This is a genomic window from Microbulbifer maximicatervae (SeqCode) (assembly GCF_052467065.1).
This window is the reverse complement of sequence record NZ_CP174299.1, coordinates 2,816,025-2,839,016: the sequence shown is the minus strand read 5'-3', so window position 1 is coordinate 2,839,016 and position 22,992 is coordinate 2,816,025. Positions and strand designations below refer to the sequence as shown.

19 protein-coding genes are annotated in these 22,992 nt (G+C 52.7%); all 19 read right to left on the bottom strand.

Annotated features, from left to right (window positions below):
* Window positions 1–12 precede the first annotated feature (12 nt).
* The gene (locus ACJJI1_RS12605) at window positions 13–1,476 is read right to left on the bottom strand and encodes an NAD-dependent succinate-semialdehyde dehydrogenase (protein ID WP_413664567.1); all 1,464 of its coding nucleotides are present in this window, start codon (window positions 1,474–1,476) and stop codon (window positions 13–15) included.
* A gap of 167 nt (window positions 1,477–1,643) precedes the next feature.
* The gene (der, locus tag ACJJI1_RS12600) at window positions 1,644–3,041 is read right to left on the bottom strand and encodes a ribosome biogenesis GTPase Der (protein WP_413664566.1); all 1,398 of its coding nucleotides are present in this window, start codon (window positions 3,039–3,041) and stop codon (window positions 1,644–1,646) included.
* A 146-nt stretch (window positions 3,042–3,187) separates the two neighbouring features.
* Entirely contained in the window at window positions 3,188–4,351 is a 1,164-nt protein-coding gene (gene bamB / locus ACJJI1_RS12595) for an outer membrane protein assembly factor BamB (protein ID WP_282934067.1), read from the bottom strand.
* The gene (locus ACJJI1_RS12590) at window positions 4,351–5,058 is read right to left on the bottom strand and encodes a YfgM family protein (RefSeq protein WP_444956861.1); all 708 of its coding nucleotides are present in this window, start codon (window positions 5,056–5,058) and stop codon (window positions 4,351–4,353) included. The genes bamB and ACJJI1_RS12590 overlap by 1 nt, the downstream gene beginning before the upstream one ends.
* Before the next feature lie 70 nt (window positions 5,059–5,128).
* On the bottom strand, window positions 5,129–6,391 hold the full coding sequence (gene hisS / locus ACJJI1_RS12585) for a histidine--tRNA ligase (RefSeq protein WP_444956860.1): 1,263 nt from the start codon (window positions 6,389–6,391) through the stop codon (window positions 5,129–5,131).
* A gap of 58 nt (window positions 6,392–6,449) precedes the next feature.
* Window positions 6,450–7,562: a flavodoxin-dependent (E)-4-hydroxy-3-methylbut-2-enyl-diphosphate synthase gene (gene ispG / locus ACJJI1_RS12580; protein ID WP_444956859.1), complete on the bottom strand. Its 1,113-nt coding sequence runs from the start codon at window positions 7,560–7,562 to the stop codon at window positions 6,450–6,452.
* Window positions 7,563–7,660: 98 nt separating this feature from the next.
* Complete coding sequence (locus ACJJI1_RS12575) at window positions 7,661–8,617, bottom strand: RodZ domain-containing protein (RefSeq protein ID WP_444956858.1); 957 nt, start codon at window positions 8,615–8,617, stop codon at window positions 7,661–7,663.
* Window positions 8,607–9,383, bottom strand: a complete 777-nt coding sequence (pilW, locus tag ACJJI1_RS12570; protein ID WP_444956857.1) for a type IV pilus biogenesis/stability protein PilW — start codon at window positions 9,381–9,383, stop codon at window positions 8,607–8,609. Before pilW ends, ACJJI1_RS12575 begins: the two co-directional genes overlap by 11 nt.
* A gap of 355 nt (window positions 9,384–9,738) precedes the next feature.
* Window positions 9,739–11,709, bottom strand: coding sequence for a cytochrome-c peroxidase (locus ACJJI1_RS12565; protein ID WP_444956856.1), 1,971 nt, complete (start codon window positions 11,707–11,709; stop codon window positions 9,739–9,741).
* A 482-nt stretch (window positions 11,710–12,191) separates the two neighbouring features.
* The gene (locus ACJJI1_RS12560) at window positions 12,192–14,156 is read right to left on the bottom strand and encodes a cytochrome-c peroxidase (protein ID WP_444956855.1); all 1,965 of its coding nucleotides are present in this window, start codon (window positions 14,154–14,156) and stop codon (window positions 12,192–12,194) included.
* A 413-nt stretch (window positions 14,157–14,569) separates the two neighbouring features.
* Window positions 14,570–16,507 (bottom strand): cytochrome-c peroxidase, encoded by a 1,938-nt coding sequence (locus ACJJI1_RS12555; RefSeq protein WP_444956854.1) that lies wholly within the window; start codon window positions 16,505–16,507, stop codon window positions 14,570–14,572.
* Window positions 16,508–17,047: 540 nt separating this feature from the next.
* Window positions 17,048–18,166, bottom strand: coding sequence for a dual-specificity RNA methyltransferase RlmN (gene rlmN / locus ACJJI1_RS12550; RefSeq protein ID WP_444956853.1), 1,119 nt, complete (start codon window positions 18,164–18,166; stop codon window positions 17,048–17,050).
* Between the two features lie 63 nt (window positions 18,167–18,229).
* Window positions 18,230–18,658 (bottom strand): nucleoside-diphosphate kinase, encoded by a 429-nt coding sequence (gene ndk / locus ACJJI1_RS12545; protein WP_108731991.1) that lies wholly within the window; start codon window positions 18,656–18,658, stop codon window positions 18,230–18,232.
* Between the two features lie 292 nt (window positions 18,659–18,950).
* Window positions 18,951–19,145, bottom strand: a complete 195-nt coding sequence (iscX, locus tag ACJJI1_RS12540; RefSeq protein WP_282934076.1) for a Fe-S cluster assembly protein IscX — start codon at window positions 19,143–19,145, stop codon at window positions 18,951–18,953.
* Window positions 19,146–19,169: 24 nt separating this feature from the next.
* Window positions 19,170–19,508 (bottom strand): ISC system 2Fe-2S type ferredoxin, encoded by a 339-nt coding sequence (fdx, locus tag ACJJI1_RS12535; RefSeq protein ID WP_108731989.1) that lies wholly within the window; start codon window positions 19,506–19,508, stop codon window positions 19,170–19,172.
* A gap of 90 nt (window positions 19,509–19,598) precedes the next feature.
* Window positions 19,599–21,470, bottom strand: a complete 1,872-nt coding sequence (gene hscA / locus ACJJI1_RS12530) for a Fe-S protein assembly chaperone HscA (protein WP_444956852.1) — start codon at window positions 21,468–21,470, stop codon at window positions 19,599–19,601.
* 63 nt (window positions 21,471–21,533) lie between these two features.
* Entirely contained in the window at window positions 21,534–22,061 is a 528-nt protein-coding gene (hscB, locus tag ACJJI1_RS12525; protein WP_444956851.1) for a co-chaperone HscB, read from the bottom strand.
* A 136-nt stretch (window positions 22,062–22,197) separates the two neighbouring features.
* Window positions 22,198–22,509 carry an iron-sulfur cluster assembly protein IscA gene (gene iscA, locus ACJJI1_RS12520; RefSeq protein ID WP_444895049.1) on the bottom strand — a complete coding sequence of 104 codons (312 nt, stop codon included), beginning with the start codon at window positions 22,507–22,509 and terminating at the stop codon, window positions 22,198–22,200.
* Window positions 22,510–22,565: 56 nt separating this feature from the next.
* A complete protein-coding gene (gene iscU, locus ACJJI1_RS12515) occupies window positions 22,566–22,988 on the bottom strand; it encodes a Fe-S cluster assembly scaffold IscU (RefSeq protein ID WP_444956850.1) in 423 nt (140 codons plus the stop codon).
* Window positions 22,989–22,992 lie beyond the last annotated feature (4 nt).

Sequence of the window (22,992 nt, the reverse complement as noted above, 5' to 3'; positions counted from 1 at the left end):
CACTTTAACAAACTACTTATCAATACCGCCGACACACAGATATTTTATTTCCAGGTAATCCTCAATACCGTACTTTGAGCCCTCGCGCCCCTGCCCGGATTCTTTTACACCGCCAAAGGGTGCCATTTCGTTGGAAATAATACCCTCATTGATACCGACCATACCGTATTCAAGCCCCTCTGCAACACGCCAAATACGACCGATATCCCTGGAGTAAAAATAAGAAGCCAGACCAAATTCCGTATCGTTGGCCATTTTAATGACTTCCTCTTCAGAGGAGAACTTATATAGCGGAGCTACCGGACCGAAGATCTCTTCTTTGAACAAGTGCATTTGATCGGTGGCCCCACCCAATACTACGGGAGAATAAAAGCATTCCCCCATAGTACTGGGACCACCAGCAACTAGAGTTTGCGCGCCTTTTTGCAGCGCATCTTCCACCAGAGATTCCGTTTTCTTCACTGCTTTGGTGGTTATCATAGGACCCATGTCGACACCGCTATCAAAACCACTGCCCATGGAAAGCTGGTTTACCGCGGCGGAAAATTTCTGTGCAAATTCATCGTAAACACCTTCTTGCACGAAAATGCGATTGGCGCATACACAGGTTTGACCGGCATTGCGATATTTACAAACAATTGCGCCCTTAACGGCTTCGCCAATGTCAGCATCATCAAAAACAATAAATGGGGCATTACCGCCCAATTCCATAGAGGTTTTTTTCATGGTTGCTGCACACTGGGCTTGCAGCAATTTTCCGACAGCGGTAGAACCGGTAAAAGTAAATTTCCGCACTAAGGGATTGGCCGTCATTTCTGCGCCAATCTCCGGTGCCTTATCCCCAGCGACAATATTAAAAACACCTGGGGGGATTCCCGCTTCCTCAGCGAGAACTGCGAGTGCCAGTGCGGATAGAGGTGTTTCGGAAGCGGGCTTGGCAATAAATGGACAGCCTGCGGCAATAGCGGGAGCCATTTTGCGTGCGATCATAGCGCTGGGGAAATTCCATGGCGTTACAGAACAGGTCACACCAATCGACTGCTTGATAACCAAGAGCCGTTTATCACTGGAAGGCGGGCTAATAACATCCCCGTAGACGCGCTTGGCTTCTTCCGCAAACCATTCGACATAATTAGCACCATACACAATTTCAGTACGGGCCTCCGTCAGCGGCTTGCCTTGCTCTGCGGTCAAAATAATGGCTAGATCATCGGCGTTAGCAATTATCAGCTCATACCAGCGCCTGAGTATTTTCGCTCTTTCTTTTACCGGAGTATCGCGCCAGGCAGGCCAGGCTTTATCAGCAGCTTCTATAGCACGGCGAGTCTCATCTGCCCCCAAGTTGGCGATACTGGCAACCGCCTTGCCAGTTGCCGGGTCCAACACATCGAAGGTATCGCCAGAATCAGCGTCAATCCACTGGCCATTGATATAGGACTGGTTGCGCAGCAATGCAGGATTCTTCAGCTTCAACATCGTATTCTCCTTGTGGTTTCTTCCCTGGCCCCGTCAAAAACGGGATCACTGGTACGATAGAAATCCCACAATGCCATTCCACTGTGGGTTAAGGCTGTAGAAGCTGGAGTGGTGCGCAAACCGGCAGTATCCCTTGCCGGCTTACAGGTAACCTAAGTTACCGCCTCTTATTTTTTCTTCTTTTTAACAAACTTCATCAGGCGGCGTTTCTTGGCCTTCTGGCGGTCACTCAGCTTGTTCTTTTTGTCCGCGTAGGGGTTAGCGCTGGTGCGGAACTCAATTTTTACCGGAGTACCGTGCAAATCCAGAGCCTTGCGGAAAGTCTTCTCCAGGTAGCGCACATAATGTGCCGGTACCTGCTCAGTCTGGTTACCGTGGATCACAATAACCGGCGGATTTTGTCCACCGGCGTGAGCGTAGCGCAATTTGATACGATGTCCGTGCACCAAAGGTGGTTGGTGCTCACTTACCGCCCACTCCAGAATACGAGTGAGGTGATTAGTGGACAGTTTGTCTGTAGCGCTCTGGTAAGCACCCTCAATGGACTCGTACAGATGCCCAACACCGGTGCCATGCAGTGCAGAAATAAAGTGCACATCAGCAAAGTCCACAAAGCGCAGGCGGCGCTCCAACTCGGCTTTCACATAGTCGCGATGATCCGCTTCCAGCCCATCCCATTTGTTCAGGGCAACTACCAGCGCGCGTCCCGCCTGTACTACGCTGCCCATCAGGTGCATATCCTGGTCCACCAGGCCTTCGCGGGCATCGATCACCAGCACCACCACGTTGGCATCTTCCACCGCCTGCAAGGTTTTGACGATAGAGAACTTCTCCACCGATTCCTTGATATTTTTCCGGCGGCGAATGCCCGCAGTATCGATCAGGGTGTAAGGCTTTTCGTCGCGTTCATAATTGATATAGACGCTATCGCGGGTTGTGCCGGGCTGATCGTAGACAACAACCCGGTCCTCACCCAAGAGGCGGTTAACCAGGGTGGATTTACCCACATTGGGGCGGCCCACAATGGCAATCTTGATTCCGGTCGCTTCCTCGGCTTCCTCTTCAATCTCCTGCTCGGGCAGGTCCTCGATTACCCGCTGCATCAGGGAGCGAACACCGCGTCCGTGGGTAGCAGTCGTCGGGAAAAGCTCACCAATACCCAATTCATAGAAAGGTGCCAGGGCAATATCCGGGTTTACCCCATCAACTTTGTTGGCCACCAGGAAAGTGGGCTTGGAGCGGGTGCGCAAGCGCTCGGCAATCATCTCGTCGGCTGGGGTCAGGCCGGCGCGGCTGTCCACCAAAAAGAGTACGAAGTCTGCTTCTTCGATGGCCTGCATAGATTGTTCGGCCATAGCCGCATCGATGCCTTCTTCGCCACCGGAAATACCACCGGTATCGACCAGTAACAGCTTGCGCCCGTCGATCTCCGCCTCACCGTACTTGCGATCGCGGGTAAGCCCGGCGTAGTTGGCCACCAAAGCGTCGCGAGACTTGGTCAACCGGTTAAAAAGTGTGGATTTGCCCACATTGGGGCGCCCGACCAGGGCAATTACTGGCAGCATACAAATTCTGGTTTTAGCCGTATAAAAAAATACAAAAGCCCGCGCGAGGCGGGCGATTTCAACTTGCCTGCGCAGCAGGCTCCATTTGCGGGCTCTAAGCCCTAAGGCGGACAGCCTGTCCGCCTCTCGTCAGTTGGCTGCGATTATCAGGAATCAGCGAGGCGCAGAGCTGATAACTTGCCGTCATCCGACAGCACAAATATCAGGTCGCCATCAACAAGAATGGGGATGCGAATCGCATCACCGTCCACCTGCTCGCGGCCAATAAATTGTCCGGAATTGGGGTCCAGCACATGCAGGTAGCCTTCCAGATCTCCCACAACGACCACGTCCTGGAAGAAAGCCGGTCCGCTCAATTCGCGGCGCAATAGTTCGTTATTACTCCACTCGATCTGGCCGCTGCCCACATTGTAGGCATAGACGCTACCGGAGGCATCACTGAGGTAGACATGGCCACCACCTACTGCCACTTCGTGGTGGGTAGAGGCATCGCGAGCCCAGAGGCCGCGGCCATTATCTTTGGACAGGGCGACAACACGGCCCTGGTAGCTGGCGGCAAACACCAAATCACCGCGCACTACTGGAGCACCGTCGATATCAACTACCCGTTCCAGCTCCGCAGAGCCCTGGGGAATAGCGACTCGCTGCTCCCAGCGCTGAATGCCATCGCGGGCGTCCAGGGCCAGCAGCTTGCCGTTATCCAGACCGGCAATCACCATACCACCGCTGATAACAGGTGCTGCAGTACCGCGCAGGGTCAGTACTGGCAAATTGGTATTGTGGCTCCACAACTCTTCACCGCTGGTAGCGTCGAGGCCAACCAGCTTGCCATCTACGGTCTGCAGGACAACCACGCCAGCACCGATCGCTGGAGCGGCAACTACTTCGCCGGAGACTTGGTAATTCCATAGTTCAGCGCCGTTTTCGAGATCCAGAGCCACGGCGCGGCCGCGGTAGTCGGAGACTACCGCCATGCCCAGGCCAGTACCCACGCCACCGCTCAGATCTACATCCAGATCTGTCTCCCAGAGCTTGCGTCCGGAGCTGCGATCAAAAGCACTGATTTCACCATCGCTGCTGGCAGCTATCAGGCGACCATCGATAAGGCTCGGCTGCAACATCGCGTAACGCTTTTGGTCGATACCGCCAATATCGGCAGACCAGACCTCTTGCAGGGCAACAGTGGAGTTAATATCCACCAGTTCGACGGGGTCGACATCTTCCTTCTCGTCATTAGAGGCACAGGCGGCCAGGGCCACCGCTAGCGCCACCGCTGCAGTGCGACCCGCAGCGCGATTCAGAAATCCCATTACTCGTCTCCCTCAGATACAGGCTCGGTTTGGTTCTGAGCGTCACTGCTCTCGGTTACCGCCAGGCTTTCAGCCTTCAGGCGCAGAAGTTGGGTGTTGCCCGCTTGCTCTGGCAGAAGCTCTGTCAGTGCTTGCTCGTACGCGGCACGAGCGCCGGCGATGTCACCCTTTTGCTTCAGGATATCACCACGAGTCTCAGAATAAAGGGCCGCGAATGCCGGGGGTATAGTGCCCTCGAGCAATTTCAGGCCTTCATCGGACTCACCGCGGGCCGCCAAAACAGCAGCCAGGCGGCGTTTAGCGAGCAGCTCCAGGCTTGCTTCACTGGTGTTATCGAGTACCCACTGCAGCTGCTGCTCCGCAGCTTCCAGGTCATTGCTCTCCGCTGAAATAGCTGCGAGACGCAGTGCAGCCTGGCTGGCGTAGATACGCTTGGCAAAATCACCTTTCAGCTGCTCGGCCACATTCTTGGCAGTGGTAAGCTGCTTGTTGTCCGGTTGATTGTTGTTGGCGGAGACCGCTTCAACGAAAGTCTGGTACAGGTCAGAGGCCGCTTCAGCCTTGGTGCGCTGATCTCCCTGCCACCACTGATAACCGAAGTAACCGGCCAGGGCCAGCACGACGCCAGTCACAATTCCCTTGCCATTTTCCGCCCACCAGCGTTTCAGCGTTTCTATTTGTTCTTGTTCGGTAAGATGCTCAGCCATTGGGTAATTTGCCTTTCCTGTAGATTACTAACTTTCCCGGCGGGGGCCTCCGCCTCCCTCAGTGTTTCTTTCAGCCTTGCAGCAGTGCTGCCAGCTCTTTCGGTGCCAGCGTTTGCTGTGGTTGGTCAGCGCGAAGGAACTTCACTGTTATCTGACCACTTGCAGCCTCATCTTCGCCGATAATCAGCGCATAATCGGCGCCGCTCTTATCAGCTTTCTTCATCTGGCTTTTAAAACTTCCTCCACCACAGTGCAACTGCAGTCGCAACCAGGGCAGCTCGTCGCGCAATTGCTCGGCGGCTGTCATGGCAGCTGATTGTACATCACCAACGGCAACTAGGTAGGCATCTACCTGTTGCGAAAGGGACTCAGGCAACACTTCTAGGGTTTCCAGCATCAATACAAGACGCTCAACACCCAGGCCAAAACCCACTCCCGGAGTGGCTTTGCCACCCATCTGTTCTACCAGGCCGTCATAGCGGCCACCGGCACACACAGTGCCCTGGGCACCGAGGCTGTCGGTCACCCACTCAAATACGGTTTTTCCGTAGTAGTCGAGACCGCGCACCAACTTGGGATTGATCTCATACTTAACGCCAGCCCCGTCCAAAAGTGCCTTTAACTGACTAAAGTGGGCAGCGGATTCCTCATCGAGGAAGTCCAGTAGACAGGGCGCATCCGCCAGCAGTTCCTGAGTTTGCGCATTTTTACTGTCGAGAATTCGCAGCGGATTGCGCTCCAGGCGGCGCTGGCTGTCCTCATCCAGCTGGTCACGACGCTCACTTAAATAAGTGACCAGCGCATCCCGATAAGCAGCGCGGCTCTCGGCGTTACCCAGGGAATTAAGCTGCAGGGTCACATGTTCGCTGATACCCAGCTGACGCCACAGTCGCGCAGTCATGATCAGGGTTTCTGCATCGATATCCGGCCCTTCAATGCCAAACACCTCGACACCAAACTGGTGGAACTGACGCAGGCGCCCCTTCTGTGGGCGCTCATAGCGGAACATAGGGCCGAAATACCACAGGCGCTGTGGCTGGTTCAGCAAGTTGCTCTGGATTGCTGCACGCACAGTGCCCGCTGTGCCCTCAGGGCGCAGGGTAACGCTGTCACCGCTCTTGTCATCAAAGGTGTACATTTCCTTCTCGACAATATCGGTAGCCTCGCCCACCGCACGGCAAAATAACTGGGTCGACTCCAGGTAGGGAGTGCGAATTTCGGTGTAGCCGTAGCGACTAGTAAGTTCACTCAGTGTGGCTTCCACGTACTGCCATACCGGGGACTGTTCCGGTAGCAGATCGTTCATGCCGCGAATTGCGCGAAGCTGTTTCAACGCTGTTCCTTAATTTTTCACTCAATTAATTGGGGCTTGCGCAGGGAGCTGTTGCCCTCTACGCCTTGGCGATGATATCCGCTTCGCGCTCGGCCTTGGCGGCCGCCTTCTCGCGAATCAAACGCTCTAAATCATCCACCAGATTTTCATTCTTAAACTTGCGGTCTGGCTGCCCATCCACATAGATGGCATGGGTCGGGGTACCACCAGTCAGGCCTACATCGGCCTCTTTCGCTTCGCCGGGGCCGTTGACGATACAGCCAATTACTGCCACATCCAGCGGTGTGGTCACATCTTCCAGGCGCGTCTCCAGCTCATTCATGGTTTTCACCACATCGAAGTTCTGGCGCGAGCAGCTGGGGCAGGCAATAAAGTTAATACCTTTACTGCGCAGACGCAGGCTTTTGAGCAGATCCCAGCCCACTTTGACCTCTTCCACCGGGTCTGCAGCCAGGGAAACCCGCAGGGTGTCCCCGATACCGTCGAGCAGGAGGGCACCGAGACCAATCGCCGACTTCACTGTGCCGGCACGCAAGCCGCCAGCTTCGGTAATACCCAAGTGCAGCGGTTGCTCAATCTGCTGGGCCAGCTTGCGATAGGCAGCCGTGGCCATAAAGATATCGGATGCTTTTACACTGACTTTGAAGTCCTGGAAGTCCAGGCTGTCGAGGATCGATACATGGCGCAGCGCCGACTCTACCAGAGCATCCGGCGTGGGCTCGCCATACTTTTTCTGCAGGTCTTTTTCCAGGGAGCCCGCATTGACACCAATACGAATCGGGATATTCAGATCGCGAGCTTTATCCACTACGGCCCGAATACGCTTCTCTCGGCCAATATTGCCGGGGTTAATACGCAGGCAATCCACCCCCAGGTCTGCGACCCGCAGGGCGATACGGTAATCGAAGTGAATGTCTGCGACCAACGGGACATTCACCTGTTTTTTAATTTCTCCAAACGCCTCTGCGGCATCCATGCTGGGCACAGAAACCCGCACTATATCGGCTCCAGCCTGTTCCAGGCGCTGGATCTGGCCAACAGTAGCTGCTACATCGCAGGTTTCGGTGTTGGTCATACTTTGCACCGAGATCGGGGCATCCCCTCCGACCGGTACATCACCCACCATGATCTGGCGCGACTTGCGGCGGACAATGGGAGATTCAAATTGCATAGGCTGACCTGGTGGTATTACTGATAAAAATCGAGGGGAGATTATAGAGAGATTGGGCGCAAACCTACAGGGTTCGCGCCCAAACGGGGAAGATCATCTTAATCGCCGACAATCAGACGACGAGTGCGGCGGTCGCCAATAGGCTGGCTGTCGATAGTTTCATCGCGGTAAACCACATGGGTTGCACGGGCATTTCCCAACATCAGCTCAAATGGAGCATCTCCATCTAAAGATTTGGCACTGCCAGCAGCTTGGACCCCGGCCAGTAAAATCACACCTTGTGCGTCTTTCACCTCAACCCAGGCATCTTCATCAAAGCGAAGCCGCAAAGCGCCTTTCAGGGCCTGGTCCAATTGGGCTACTTGGGCGGGAACAGGCTCAACCACTTTTTCCACAGAAGCAGCGGGTTTATTCTCCACCGTTTCAGCACTACCAACCTCAAGCTGAACATCAGCAACTCCATTTGATGCTGGTGCAAATGGCTCTGAGCTCAACTCTTCAACTGTGACTTCCTGCCCCTCTACTTCAGTAACCGGATCAGTTACAACTTCACTGGCAACGGGGGCTTCGGCAACCAGGTCCGCAGTATCCTCACCCATGGGCATACCGGGAATATTGACTGGAGTACCGTATTTCCACCAGAAGACACCACCCGCGAGCAACAGGGGAATCAGGGCCAGGGCACCATGTCCGCGCTTGCGCTCAGGGCGAAATGCCTCGGCTTTAGTGGTTCGCCGGGATTCACTGCGCTGTGCTGGCTGCGGCCGATCCCTATCATAGGCTTCCAAAGCCGGCTCAGCAGGAATATTCAACTCGCGACAAATATTGCGGATATAGCCTCGCGTGTAGACAGCTTCTGGCTGCTTTTCGTAATTATCGCTTTCAATCCACTCAACTGTGTTATCAATAATACACAGGCGCTGCGATAACTCCTCTCGGGACAGCCCGGCCGCTTCCCGAGCCGCCAGCAAAAGATTGCCAGCGGAACCCTTAGAAGTTTGCGTATTGGATACGACCTCACCACCTTCGCAGTGTTCGGGACTACTATCCGTCATTACCACTCAACTCCTGATATTTCAGTGTCTCCGCAGAGTACGGGTACAAATTCTTCAAAGCAAGGGCGTAACTCCGCTCCTTGTCACGATTGCCAAACACCTTCTCGATACGAATCCCAAGCCACAGTGATTGGGGTGTCTGGCGATTCTTTTCACTAAATTGATCCAGGTACGCCTTGGATTTTGCATAATCACCGGCGTTAAATTTCAGCTCAGCCATTTCGATCAACGCCAGCGGCAAATCGGAGTTCAGCGCTAACGCCCTGGCATAGGCCCCTTCCGCCTTGTCAGTGAAGCCCAGACGCGCGGCCGTACGACCGTAGTTAACCAAGGCAAAAGATCGACGATTATAGGTGAGGTCTGTAGAGGCGAGTTCGAACTGCTTGAGGGCCTCTTTATAGCGCTCTTGTTTATAGAGAAAAACGCCGTAATTAGTGTGAGCCATGGAAAACCCGTCGCTATAGCGCAAGGCTTTCTTGAAGTGAGATTCCGCAATATTCAGCTCACCATCCGCTTGATAAAGCAGTGCCAGACCGTGATGTGCCAGTGGGTTCTTTTTGCCCAATTCCAAAGCACGATTAAAATGACGGCGGGACTGCTCCCTGCTGTTGGGGTCCCGCAAATAGCGAAGCCCCAACTGAACATGGGTCTCCAATGCCTTATCCAGGTCAACTTCCTTGCGCTCGGGTCCCCCAGAGGTTACACACCCCCCCAGCAGAGTACCGAGCAGCACCAGGAGCGACAGGCTCTTAAATTTCGCGGACACTACATCACCTGTATCTTTATTTTTCACTTATCGGCCCAGCGAGATTGCGCGGGTGTCACCAATACACCAATGAGTGCTAACGCCAATCCCTGGACAAAGCAAGCCCGCAAAACACAGCAAAACCCAACATCGACCACCGGCATCCACTGGCAGTGGTAAAAGTACATATCGGTATTTTGTGTGAGAAATCTGATTCCGCCTCAGCTGGCACTTTCCAAATCCCTATACTGCCGGAAAGCCTTGCCAGTTGCAGCCCTAAAACCCAATCAATTCCATTTAGTGATGACTTTGTCGAGTATTGTCAATCCGCCAGTACCGGTGTACCGGCGGAATAAGTAAAAAGGGCTTAGAAGAGTTAGAGTTGATTACCTTCCTGGTCAACCGCATCCAGCTGCATGCCATCTGGACCAGTGTCCCGCGGCGGAATCAATGACTGGACTGCATTGGAGTCAGTATTTGCCGCATCTGGATCAGTTAGGGTTTCGAGGAACGCTACCAGTAAGTCAACTTCCTCGTCGTCCAAATTCACAGCGCCGTCGCCATTTTCAGCCAACAGTGCTTCAGTCAGTGCCTGGCCATTGGGGGCAACTTTCGCGGCACACTCATCCACCTCTGCAAACTGATCCAAATCGCACATCTCACTGTTGGTGAAATACTGGGAAACAGAGTCGGCTCGACCAGTGTAGTGCTCGACATTTCTTTTCAATGTACCGAACTGACCTGCGTGCCCCCAGGGGCCAGTGAGCGCCACGTTAAGCAACGTTGGCGTGCGGAAGCTACCGCTTCCATTACCACCCAAGTCAGCACCACTACCACTCTCATCTTTACCAACACCAATCTGTGGATAACTGACAGCTCTCAACCCTTGATTAGAGAAAAAGGCTCCTGAGTGGCAATTTGTACACCCTGAATTTCGTGTCATAAAGGTAATTGCCCCTCGCTTTTCATCGTTATTGAGGGCCGCAAGGTCTCCATCAACATAATCAAAGAAGGGGTTATCGATAAAAATTTGCACCGCTTCGTAAGAGGCAATTGCCTCTGCAATTCTGCTGAAGTTAATTGCCGAATCGCCAAATGCTGCGGTAAACATTGCACCCCACGAGTCCTGGGTTAATTTTTCAGCGAGAATATCCTCACGATAATCAGTAAAACCATCATCGCTGGTATCGTCGTAACCGAACTGGGTGATATCCCCCATCTCTGCAGCTTCAGTGACCGGGAAGTGGGCTTGGGCCATCATCAGTGCGAGGGTACCAGTACCCACGGCCGCCTCTGTGTTGCGAGTAACATCCCGGGAGTCTGTCCTGAGCCCTCCATTACCATTGATCGCCACTCGGTTATCCCAGAACAAGCCATTATCCCAAAGGGCTACATTGCAGATAGGCTGGGCATTTCGCGGTACCAGCGGAACTTCATTCTGGCCGTCGGAGCGACCGGGACCGACTAATTCAGCATCAACGGGATCAACACCAACTGGCATAGACAGATCATCACCACCACAACCTATTGCCGGGTGGTGGCAGGAAGAGCAAGATGCATCGCCATCAGCGCTCAGGTTTTTATTGTGAAACAAGCGCATACCCAGCTCTACCATGGCAGGGTCCTGTTCACTTCTGACCCGGGCAGCAAAGGCGCGCATATCTTCCAACTGCTCGGCCATGCCAACGTCATCCAGCACTGCCTGTAGGCAGCTATCGAGACTACCATCAGCAATATTGACCGCTGAACGCGCATTTTGACATTCATCAAAATCGGAAATTCGGCTATCAGAACCGTCTGCATCAGAACCGTTACTGAGGCCGTCATTAGTATTATTTACCAATGTTCTGGCAGTGACGCTGGCGATCTCATCTTCGCTGTCGACATCGCCGGTGGTTACTGAGTAGGTATATTCAGTGTCTGATGAGAGACCTTCATCGACATAGTATCCGCTAGTCGTCTCAGCAATTCGTTCGCTGCCACGATAGATAACATAGGTCGCACCGGTGCTTTCCCAGGAAAGACCGATGCTGGTACCGGAAAATGCGTTGCCGATCAGTTCTGCAGGAATAATTCCCTGACCTGAGCCTGTATCGCCATCGCCATCGCCATCGCCATCGCCATCGCCATCGCCATCGCCATCGCCATCGCCATCGCCATCGCCATTATCATCACCTGAACCAGAATCACCATCACTGCCGGTATCAGAAGTTTCAGTAGGCGTGTCATTGTCACTACTTGAGGAACCACCTCCTCCGCAGCCCACCATCACAAGAAATAGAAGTAGGACCAACAGCTTTACCTGAGCCGTTAGCGATAGTGTGATTTGATTTTTATCAACATTCATAGTTCTTGACCTGCCCGTCAATGACCTTTTCTTATTCCGAGTTCTGGACACTAAATACAGGGCGAAGTGCCAATGCTGACACCAAAGGGTAATTGAATGCTTGCCATTAAATTACAGGGAAAACCTTTAAATTAGTATTTACCAGATGGAATCAGGAATAATTTCGGCCCACTGTGTCCAGCAGCGAAAAATCTCACTGTAATTACAAATTGGATGTTTTCATTTTGAACTACTGTAACGATTCAGAGTAAGAAACTCTGCTAAGGACGTCGCAACAGTACATTGCCAATGTACTCAAAATGATAAATTGAATGACAGATTAATCACACTTGGAACGCTATAGGCAAGAACGGGTTTTAAGCTTTTAACCCGGGCAATACTCTTGTACTTATTAGAACAGCAGTTGCCGGCATTTGCTGGCAACTGCAGAGAAGGAGTATTTCAGTTTAAACTACCCAATCGGCGATGCTGGAGAAAAACAGTTACAGGCTTCTGCCATCCTTGTCGATTGCATCCAACTGCTTCCCATCAGGCCCACCATCTCTGGGAGGAATTAAGAATTGAATCGCATTCGAACTGGTATCGGCAGCATTGGGGTCTGTGAGCGTCCCGAGAAATGTCACTACAAGATCAATTTCATCGGCAGAAAGGCGGTTAACTCCTCCTCCTTCATTTCCATCAATAATGTTCAGGGAATGGGTTAAACCATTTGGAGCCACTTTATTGGCACAACCCTCAACATCCTGAAATTGCACAAGATCACACATTTCACTATTTTCAAAATACCGGGTAATTGAGGCTCCCTGGTCACTGTAGTGCTCAACATTCCTCTTCAGCGTACCGAATTGCCCATTGTGCCCCCAAGGCCCGGTAAGTGCCACGTTGAGCAACGTCGGTGCACGAAAGGCACCAAACCCAAGTGATCCCTCGCCGCCCCAATCAGCCCCATTCCCACTCTCATCGGTGCCTACCCCTATTTGCGGATAGTTCGCAGCCATCAATGCCTCAGATGTGAAAAAGGCCCCCTTGTGGCAAAAAGTGCACCCCGCCTCCTTAGACATAAATGTAATGGCACCACGTTTTTCCTCAGCGCTGAGCGCCTCCAGGTTGCCCCCGGTATATTCAAAAAACGGATTATCGATAAATATTTGCACTGCCTCATATGCAGCTATTGCTTGAGCGATCCGACTGAAATTAATCTCAGAATCACCAAATGCTGAAGTGAATAACGGCGCCCAGGCTTCAACATCCAGGTTTGCGGCTAAAATATCCTCACGATAGGAAGTAAAATTCTCATCAACAGAATCATCGTATCCAAAATCGGTGATGTCACCCATCTCGGGAGGTGCTGTAACAGGGAAGTGGGCTTGAGCCATTAACAGTGCCAGGGAACCAGAGTCCACCGCTGCTCTAGTATTTCGGGTGACGTCCGTTGATTCTGTCCGCAGGGTCCCATTAGTCCCCATAGAAACACGGTTATCCCAGAACAGGCCGCGACTCCAAAGCGAGGTATTGCAAATTGCCTGCGAGTTTCTAGGCACTAGTGGTACTTCGTTAATACCATCCGACCTGCCTGGTCCTAACAAAGCAGTATTCACAGCATTTACCCCAACAGGCATCGATAGATCATCTCCACCGCAACCAATCGCAGGATGATGACAGGAAGAGCAGGAGGTATCTTGGTTAGCACTTAAAGACTTGCTGTGGAACAGGCGCATGCCCAGTTCTACCATGGCCGGATCCTGTTCGCTGCGAACCCGCGCTCCAAAAGCACGTATATCTTCAACAAGGGTCACCATCCGGTTAAGCTCAAGCATTGCCCCTAGGCAGGTGTCCAGATCCTCCTCAAGCAGGTCCAATGCACTAGAAACATTTCTACACTCTGCAAAACTAGATATTTGTTCATTCAGAACATCGTCTTCTGTACCGTTATTCAGGCCAGCATTTGTGTCATCAACTAGTGTCTTGACTGTAACCTGCGAAGTTTCTGATTCGTTTGCAGCATCAACCGTACTGACAGAGTAAACATATTCGGTGTTAACTGAGAGGCCCTGTTCGATATAATAGTTATTGCTGGTTTCCGCAACCTTTTCACCGTTTCGATAGATAAAGTAAGTCTCACCATCTCTTTCCCAGTTAAGACCGATACTGGTTCCCGAGTGGGCATAGCCAATTAGCTCAGCGGGTTCACCGGCTTCTTCAGGCTCAGGATCAGGATCGGTGTCCGTCCCTGAGCCAGAGCCAGAGCCAGAGCCAGAGCCAGAGCCAGAGCCAGAGCCAGAGCCAGAGCCAGAGCCATCATCACCCTGAACGGTATCTGCAGGCGAATTATCCTCACTACCAGATGACCCGGAGCCACAACCAACCAACAACGAAAATAGCGCAAGGAAAAAGAGTCTAAGTAAAATTTTGGGATAGATTTTTTGATCAAACTTCTGAGCACTCATAAGAATCCTAGTGGCCCCTACCATATATTTTTAATAGTTCAGGGGTGACAACGAGACACCAATAGATTTGGTTGACAAAATAAGGAAGAAATGTGAACAGAAGTACGGAGTTAACCCCGGAGGGAGCTACCAGCTCACCAGAATTTCAGGGTAGAGAGTTTTTTCCAGCAACAGCTGACTAAAAACTTCGCAATCCAGACGATGACTTATACCTAGCCCTGATCGCAGGAATTCACTCTCGGATCAACTTCGGCCTGGCTCTGGAAGCAAAGTAAGAATGAAACTGTGGTGAATTTTAAGGCAGAAGGTGGTTGCCTGAATGATGAATGCGAATAAAGGTCGCTAATGAAGAGTTGGCATCTCACCAGTAAGTCAATATTAGTGAGATGCTCAAATAATAAAATGCAGGAATATTAAAGTTCGTTGCCGTCCTGATCCCAGGCATCCAGCTGCATTCCATCGGGTCCACCGTCACGGGGAGGAATCAGGGATTGGGTTGCATTTGAATTTACATTCTCTGCATCCGGGTCAGTGAGCGCCTCAAGAAATGCCGCTAACAGCTTCACTTCATCGCCGTCTATCGGAAGTGCTGCATCACCATCTATCTCCAGAATTGCCTCGGTCAACTCCAGACCATTGGGCGCAACTTTCGCTGCGCAGTCTTCTAGCTCGGCAAACTGATCCAGGTCGCACATTTCACTATCTGCGAAATACCGGGATACCGAATCCGCTTGCCCGGCATAGTGCTCAATATTTCTTTCTAAGGAGCCAAACTGCCCGGCGTGCCCCCAGGGACCAGTAATGCCTGCATTGAGCAGTGTTGGAACACGAAAGCCACCGAGTACTGCCCCTCCCCAATCAGCGCCATCATCCTCTTTTCCGACACCAATTTGAGGATAGTTAACGACCCTCAAACCCTGGTTAGTAAAGAAGGCGCCCGTATGGCAAGCAGTACAACCAGAGCCTGGCGTAAAATAAGTAATTGCTCCCCGCTTCGCATCGTCATCCAGCGCTGTCAGGTCACCGTCGATATAGTCAAAGAAGGGATTATCAATAAAAATATATACCGCTTCATAGGCGGCAATCGCCTGTGCGACCCTACTGTAGTCAATACTGTTGTCCCCATAAGCGGCAGCAAATAAGGGGCCCCAGGACTCCTCATTGAGCTTTGGTATAAGATATTCCTCACGGTAATCAGTAAGGTCATCGTCGCTACTTTCGTCGTAGCCAAATTCAGAAATATCCCCCATCTCGGCAGCATCAGTCACCGGAAAATGGGCTTGGGCCATCATAAGTGCCAAAGTACCGGTACCTACCGCCGCTTCAGTATTATTGGTTACATCCCTGGAATCCGTTCTAAGGCCACCGTCGCTGGTGAAAAGAACGCGATTGTCCCAGAATAATCCGTTATCCCAGAGTGCCACATTACAAATAGGCTGGGCATTGCGTGCAACCAACGGCACTTCATTTTCACCATCGGAGCGCCCTGGGCCGAGCAGATCGGGGTCAATTGCATTAACCCCAATAGACATGGAGAGGTCATCACCAGCACAGCCTATTGTCGGGTGGTGGCAAGAAGAGCAGGCTGTATCACCGTTAGCACTAAGACTTTTACTGTGGAATAACCGCATACCCAACTCAACCATCTCCGGGTCTTGCTCACTTCTAACTCGAGCAGCGAAAGCGCGCATATCCTCCAATTGCTCTGCCATTCCCACTTCATCCAGCACAGCCTGCAAGCAACTGTCGAGACTACTATCGTCAACATCTACGGCTGAGCGCTCATTTTGACATTCATCAAAATCAACAATGCGCTTTTCAATGGCCTCTGCTTCAGTACCATTGCTCAGGCCATCATTTGTGTTATTAACCAGTGTTTTTGCAGTAACACTATTAGTATCACTATCAATACTCCCCACACCGACCCAATAACTATATTCAGTATTAACTGAGAGGACTTCATCCACGTAATGGTTATCTGTAGTTTCTGCGATCAATTCGCCATCGCGATAGATGCTGTAGGTATCTTCAGAATCCTCCCAGGAGAGCCCTATGCTGGTGCCGGAGAAGGGATTTGCAATCAGTTCAGCAACCAAGATCCCCTGCTCTGAATCGGAATTATCATCTGACCCAGTATCACCATCTGAATCACCATCCGAATCGTCACCATCGTCTGAGCCAGAGCTATCCCCAGAGCGGCTATCATTTTCAGTAGTTTCTGTCGATGAATCATCCTCACCGCTAGAGGAACCACCGCCCCCACAGCCCACCATAAATAGAAATAAAGAAATGAACAGCAGCTTATTCAGCGCTACAAGCAATTGGGTTAATTGGTTTTTTTCCGCGTTCATAATGTTCGAACAGTCCCGTCGATAACTTTTCTTTTCCTAAGCCAGGCAACTCAGAGAACTCCATGCACTTCAACTCTCAACACAGCTGTGCAAGCAGTTCTATACATTGTTTTTCCTGAACCTAAGCACGCTGCAACAGCTCCAGGCCAAATGAAAATGACTGGATAGCACGCTATAGCGTCATAATGTTTTGATGGATAGTGGAGATACAGGTGTAGCTACTGCAAAGATCCAGTGCCAGACGGTCTAGTGAAGACACTCTCCCAATGGCCAACTGCTATATTCAAAGTCAAAATGTTGCAGGCAAAATGCAAATTAAAAAAATATGACCGTTTTGACCTAATCCCATACATATATCCAGCGCTCCCTTCCCGGGTAAATTTTCCTCGAGCGTTAAACGTTAGATAAAGCAATTTCGTTGACACGAAAAATAGAATAGAAAGGAACTTTTAGGCTGAACAGAGTTTTTTTTGAGAAGGGGAAAATCGAAGCCAATAGGCTGCCAACAATTTGGCAACCTATACAAAAAATTACCAGCGACTAGTTAACAATACGAACGGGGCGCTCTGCATTGCGGTAGCGCTCGGAGCGGCGGGTACGGTCATTAACACTGCCTGCCAACTGGCCACAGGCCGCATCAATATCATCGCCGCGCGTGGTGCGCACAGTTACGGTATAACCCTTGTCGAGCAAAATCTGCTGGAAACGACGCAGTGCGTTATTGCTCACTCGCTGGTAATCGGACAGCTCAAACGGGTTAAAGGGAATCAGGTTAATTTTCACCGGAATCTCTTTAAGCAGCTCTGCCAATTGCTCAGCGTGCTCCGGACGGTCGTTAACCTCACGCATCAGCGTGTATTCAATGGTCATTTTACGGTGCGTATCCGGCATTTGCTCAATATAGCGCTTGGCGGAATCCAGTAGCACCGCAATAGGGTATTTTTTATTGATCGGCACCAACTCGTTGCGCAATTCATCGTTGGGCGCATGCAGGGAAATCGCCAGGCTCACATCGGTCACATCGGCGAGGCGGTCCAGTGCGGGCACTACACCGGAGGTCGACAGGGTGACGCGGCGCTTGGAAATGCCATAGGCGTTGTCTTCCATCATCAGGTTCATGGAATCAACCACATTGTCGAAATTGAGCAGTGGCTCCCCCATGCCCATCATCACCACATTGGTGACCTTACGCGGTCCTTTCGGATCCAATTGACCGAAAGATTTACAGGCAATCCAGACCTGCCCGATAATTTCTGCCGCCGTTAAATCCCGGTTAAAGCCCTGTTTGCCAGTTGCACAAAAACTGCAATCCAGGGAACAGCCCACCTGGGAGGAGACACACAGGGTGCCGCGATCGCCATCGGGGATATAGACAGTCTCGATAGCATTGCCACCGGAGACTTTAATTAACCATTTCCGTGTGCCATCGGCGGAATCCCACTGATTCAATACTTCCGGGGCACGGACTTCGGCCACTTCCGCCAGCTTTTGACGCAGGGCCTTGCTGACATTGGTCATCTCAGCAAAGTCATCTACCCCGTTCTGGTGAATCCACTTTAAAACCTGAACAGCGCGGAAGCGCTTCTCGCCCAATGATTCAAAAAAGGCGGCCAGCTTTTCTACCGAAAGGCCGAGCAGGTTGGTTTTCTCTGTGGTCATTCATTTCACCTCGGGGGAAGAATTGCACCGGTCCGGACAGACCGGTGCGATTTGTGGCGCGGATTAAGCGCGCGCGCAGATTTCGTCGTCGGCGAAGAAGTAGCTTACTTCGCGAGCAGCGGACTCTGCGGAGTCGGAACCGTGTACAGCGTTGGCGTCAATGCTGTCAGCGAAGTCAGCGCGGATGGTGCCAGCAGCAGCTTCTTTAGGGTTGGTAGCACCCATCAGGTCGCGGTTTGCCAGGATAGCGTTCTCGCCTTCCAGAACCTGTACAACAACTGGACCGGAAGTCATGAAGTCAACCAGGTCTTTGAAGAAAGGACGCTCTTTGTGCTCAGCGTAGAAACCTTCAGCTTTTTCGCGGGACAGTTGAACCATCTTCATGGCAACAATGCTCAGGCCAGCTTTCTCAAAACGGCTCTCGATTTCACCGATTACATTCTTGGCTACTGCGTCCGGCTTGATGATAGAAAGGGTACGCTCCAGGGCCATGGTTATCTCCAAATTGATTTTTTGTAACTTAACTTAGGAACCTCTAAACAACTCTGTAAGCCCCGCAGGGCGGGCCTTCAAGGCTCGCAGAGGTGTTGCGGGATTGTTGCGGAGTTGTTCAGAGGCTCCCTACATAAAGAAAGAGCAACCTACCCAGTTGCTCTTCCCTGATATTCCTTTCATACCCACCGGGGGTACTCAATTTTTGATCACCGCATTTCGCGGCCGGCGGATTATACGGGGTATTGATCGACTTTTGTACTCTCTTGCCAATACTGTCCCCGAAGGCCGGTCACTCCTGCTCTTCGATCCAGGCAGCCTGGATCGCCTCGAGGATTTTCTCTCCGCAGCGATCAGGATCGTCATCAAATCCGGGCAGCGCCATCACCCAGTTGCGCAGGTCGACAAAGTTGACCGTCAGAGGGTCCACATCCTCGTGAGCTTCGCTCAACTCTATGGCAATATCGTGAATATCAGTCCACTTCATGGTTCGGCTTCCTCAGCGTGCAGGTCAGTGCTTTTCCGACACCTGGTTGATGGTGTACTTGGGAATCTCGACCACCAGGTCTTCATCCTCCACAATCGCCTGACAGGACAGGCGAGACTCCGGTTCCAAGCCCCAGGCTTTATCCAGCAGGTCCTCTTCAAGCTCGTCCGGCTCTTCCAGGGAATCGAAGCCCTCGCGCACAATGACGTGGCAAGTGGTACAAGCACAGGCTTTTTCACAAGCGTGCTCAATTTCAATATCGTTGGCCAGGGCCGCGTCGATCACGCTGACACCGCTCTCCGCTTCCACCACTTTGCCCTCGGGGCACATTTCCGGATGGGGTAAAAATACTATCTTCGGCATGGGGTACTGAACCTCTGTGGTCTCAATCCGACGGGGAGAAAGTAACGACTCCCCGGCCGCCGGCAGCGCAGAGTCTGCGCCTGATCATGGTTATTTATCAAATTCATCCAAGCTGTGGCCCTGCATAGCGCGCTTAATGGAGGCATCCATACGCTTTGCAGCAAAAGGCTCAGACAGCTTATTCAAGGCTTCGATACGTCGACGAATTTCCTCTGCGTCGCCGCCGTTATGGGCCAGGCGCAAAGCTTCCATCGCGTGCTCAAGCTCATTTAACTCACCTTCATCCAGCAGCTGGGCACCGTTCTCACGCAGGGCCACCAACATGCTTTCCAGGGTTCTCTCCGCTTCCACCTGAGCTTCGCGCAGGGCGCGCAGGGCGATATCCTCAGCGGCGTGGGTGTAGGACTCCTGCAACATGCGCGCAATATCCTTGTCTTCCAGGCCGTAGGAAGGTTTAACCGTAATATCGGCACTGACGCCACTGCTTTTTTCCATGGCTGTCACCGACAAAAGACCGTCAGCATCCACCTGGAAAGTCACACGGATATGGGCAGCACCGGCCACCATCGGCGGTATACCACGCAATTCAAAGCGCGCCAGTGAGCGACAGTCACTCACCAGCTCCCGCTCGCCCTGCACGACATGGATCGCCATGGCAGTCTGGCCATCTTTAAAAGTGGTGAACTCCTGGGCTTTGGAGACGGGGATGGTCGTGTTGCGATCAATCAGTTTTTCCGCGAGGCCACCCATGGTTTCAATCCCGAGGGAAAGGGGAATAACATCTAACAGCAGCAATTCTTCGCTGGACTTATTGCCCACCAATACATCAGCCTGAATCGCGGCGCCGATTGCTACCACTTGGTCGGGGTCAATTTCCGCATGAGGGGGACGACCAAAATAACCCTCAACCCGCTCCCGCACGCGCAAAGTACGAGTGGAGCCACCCACCAAAACCACTTCCTGCACCTCATCGGCACTGATACCGGCATCGCGCAGGGCGCGCTTGCAGGCGCGTAGGGTTTTGTCGATCAGGGGGTCCAGCAGTGAAGCCATGGTGTCGCGATCGAGTACACCGGACCAGTCGCCGTATTGCACTTCCACCTGCTCGACACTGGACAGGGATTCTTTCGCCGCACAGGCGCTGTCTAACAGGACTCGCTGGGTCGCGGCGTCGAGATCGGTACCCAATCCCACCTGCTCGGCGATCCAAGCGGCAATGGTACGATCGAAATCGTCACCACCGAGGGCGGTATCACCGCCGGTAGACATAACTTCAAATACACCCCGGGACAGGCGCAGAATAGAGATATCGAAGGTGCCACCACCGAGGTCATAGACCGCGATCACACCCTCCTCGCCTTTATCCAGGCCGTAGGCAACAGCCGCTGCTGTGGGCTCGTTGAGCAGGCGCAGGACTTTCAGGCCAGCCAGTTGGGCAGCGTCTTTGGTCGCCTGGCGCTGGGCATCATCGAAGTAGGCCGGCACGGTAATTACCGCACCATCCAGCTCACCGCCCGCTTTACCATAGAGCGCTTCGCGGCCGCGCGCGGCCAGTTTCTTCAGGATTTCTGCCGATACCTGCACCGGGTTTACCGGTCCGGCTGCGGTTTCAATCGACGGCATACCACCACTGCTTTCAGCCAGGCGATAGGGCAACTGCTCACCAAAACTTTTGATATCCGCAACACCCCGCCCCATCAGGCGCTTGATAGAAATCATGGTGTTGTAGGGATCTTCTGCAGCGCGGGCTCGGGCCTCGGTACCCACGGTAATCGCCTCGGCACCGTAGTGCACCGCTGATGGCAGGATCACTTCCCCCAGTTCATCGGCAATGGCCTCTGCCGATCCACTGCGCACGGTCGCTACCAGTGAGTTAGTGGTCCCCAAATCGATACCCACTGCATGCTTGCGCTGGTGGGGAGCCGGGCTCTGGCCCGGTTCAGAAATCTGCAGTAATGCCATTAGTTATCTCTTCTTTAAGCGGGGCGCGATACCGTCAGGCCCTCTCAGTCAGTGCTCTCGCAACTAGTCGTTGAAAAGGTCTTCTTCCAGCTCGTCAATTTGTTTCTCAAGCTTGGCCAGGAACTGAAGCTTGCGCAGAGAGTCCTCTGCCGCGCCCAGATCGCCCCCGTCATAAGTTTCGGCAAAGCGCTGCTCCTCACTGGAGATCAGCTCCCGCGCCTCTGCACTGAGCTCATCCAGCGCAGCTGCCGGATCTGGCTGCTCGCGCACTTCTTCCAGGCGCTCGCGCAACATCATCTGCTGCATCAGAAATTCAGTATCTTTGGTGGTCTGCTCAGGTGGCACATCTACCCCGGCCAACTTGAGTAGGTAGGCGGCGCGCTGTACCGGGTCGCGCAAAACGGTGTGCGCCTCATTGATCTGAGCCGCCATTTTGATGGCCAACAATTGTTCGCCCTCGGAATGGGAAGCGTATTTGTCCGGGTGGAATTCCCGCTGTAATTCCCGGTAGCGGGTCGCCAGGGCACTGCGATCGACCGCGAACGCGGGTTGCAGACCAAAAACTTCGAAATGGTTCAGGTTGGTTGCCATCTGAATATACCTACTGGGGCACAGCCTGGAACGCGGCTGAAGTTGCCGCTTACTGCTGCACGGCCCCCAACTGTCCGAGGAGCCAATAAAAAGGCCGGTATGCGCAACGCACCCGGCCTTGTGGGGCGAGAGCGAATCAGACGTGGAAACTCTCGCCGCAGCCACACTCATTTTTTACATTGGGATTCGAGAAGGTGAAGCCTTCGTTCAGGCCTTCCTTGACGAAATCCAGCTGGGTGCCGTCGAGGTAAACCAGACTCTTGGGGTCCACCACCAACTTAACGCCGTTTTGCTCAAATACCGTATCTTCGGCTTCGAACGAATCGACAAATTCCAGCACATAGGCGAGACCGGAACAGCCGGCCGTTTTGACACCGACACGAATGCCGATTCCCTTGCCTCGCTTGGCCAATTGACTTTGAATGTGGGCCTCAGCGGCCTCGGTCATACTAATAGCCAAAACAACACCTTCGCTATGTTTAGACGCTACATTTGGACGAAAAGTTAACCCGCCGCAGATTCCTTGGCTTCTACAGCGTCTTCGGACTCACCGCGCTTTTCACGGATATCGCGAACCGCAGCCTTGATCGCATCTTCAGCGAGAACCGAGCAGTGGATTTTTACCGGCGGCAGCGCCAGCTCCTCTGCAATGGCAGTGTTCTTGATCTGCTCCGCTTCATCGATCGTCTTGCCTTTCACCCACTCGGTCAGGAGGGAGCTGGAGGCAATGGCGGAACCACAGCCGTAGGTCTTGAACTTGGCGTCTTCGATAACGCCCTCGTCGCTTACCTGAATCTGTAGGCGCATCACGTCACCACAGGCGGGCGCGCCCACCATACCGGTACCTACATTGTCCGCCTTGTCGTCCATACGTCCAACATTGCGGGGGTGCTCGTAGTGGTCAATTACTTTATCGCTATAGGCCATGACT

Coding starts and splice junctions, on each gene's coding strand:
- bamB (WP_282934067.1), bottom strand. CDS start 4,351: ATGGGATTTCTGAATCGCGCTGCGGGTCGCACTGCAGCGGTGGCGCTA.
- hscB (WP_444956851.1), bottom strand. CDS start 22,061: ATGGCAACCAACCTGAACCATTTCGAAGTTTTTGGTCTGCAACCCGCG.
- fdx (WP_108731989.1), bottom strand. CDS start 19,508: ATGCCGAAGATAGTATTTTTACCCCATCCGGAAATGTGCCCCGAGGGC.
- iscU (WP_444956850.1), bottom strand. CDS start 22,988: ATGGCCTATAGCGATAAAGTAATTGACCACTACGAGCACCCCCGCAAT.
- ACJJI1_RS12575 (WP_444956858.1), bottom strand. CDS start 8,617: ATGACGGATAGTAGTCCCGAACACTGCGAAGGTGGTGAGGTCGTATCC.
- iscX (WP_282934076.1), bottom strand. CDS start 19,145: ATGAAGTGGACTGATATTCACGATATTGCCATAGAGTTGAGCGAAGCT.
- iscA (WP_444895049.1), bottom strand. CDS start 22,509: ATGACCGAGGCCGCTGAGGCCCACATTCAAAGTCAATTGGCCAAGCGA.
- ACJJI1_RS12555 (WP_444956854.1), bottom strand. CDS start 16,507: ATGAACGCGGAAAAAAACCAATTAACCCAATTGCTTGTAGCGCTGAAT.
- ndk (WP_108731991.1), bottom strand. CDS start 18,658: ATGGCCCTGGAGCGTACCCTTTCTATCATCAAGCCGGACGCAGTAGCC.
- ACJJI1_RS12590 (WP_444956861.1), bottom strand. CDS start 5,058: ATGGCTGAGCATCTTACCGAACAAGAACAAATAGAAACGCTGAAACGC.
- der (WP_413664566.1), bottom strand. CDS start 3,041: ATGCTGCCAGTAATTGCCCTGGTCGGGCGCCCCAATGTGGGCAAATCC.
- ACJJI1_RS12565 (WP_444956856.1), bottom strand. CDS start 11,709: ATGAATGTTGATAAAAATCAAATCACACTATCGCTAACGGCTCAGGTA.
- rlmN (WP_444956853.1), bottom strand. CDS start 18,166: ATGACCACAGAGAAAACCAACCTGCTCGGCCTTTCGGTAGAAAAGCTG.
- ACJJI1_RS12560 (WP_444956855.1), bottom strand. CDS start 14,156: ATGAGTGCTCAGAAGTTTGATCAAAAAATCTATCCCAAAATTTTACTT.
- hscA (WP_444956852.1), bottom strand. CDS start 21,470: ATGGCATTACTGCAGATTTCTGAACCGGGCCAGAGCCCGGCTCCCCAC.
- ACJJI1_RS12605 (WP_413664567.1), bottom strand. CDS start 1,476: ATGTTGAAGCTGAAGAATCCTGCATTGCTGCGCAACCAGTCCTATATC.
- ispG (WP_444956859.1), bottom strand. CDS start 7,562: ATGCAATTTGAATCTCCCATTGTCCGCCGCAAGTCGCGCCAGATCATG.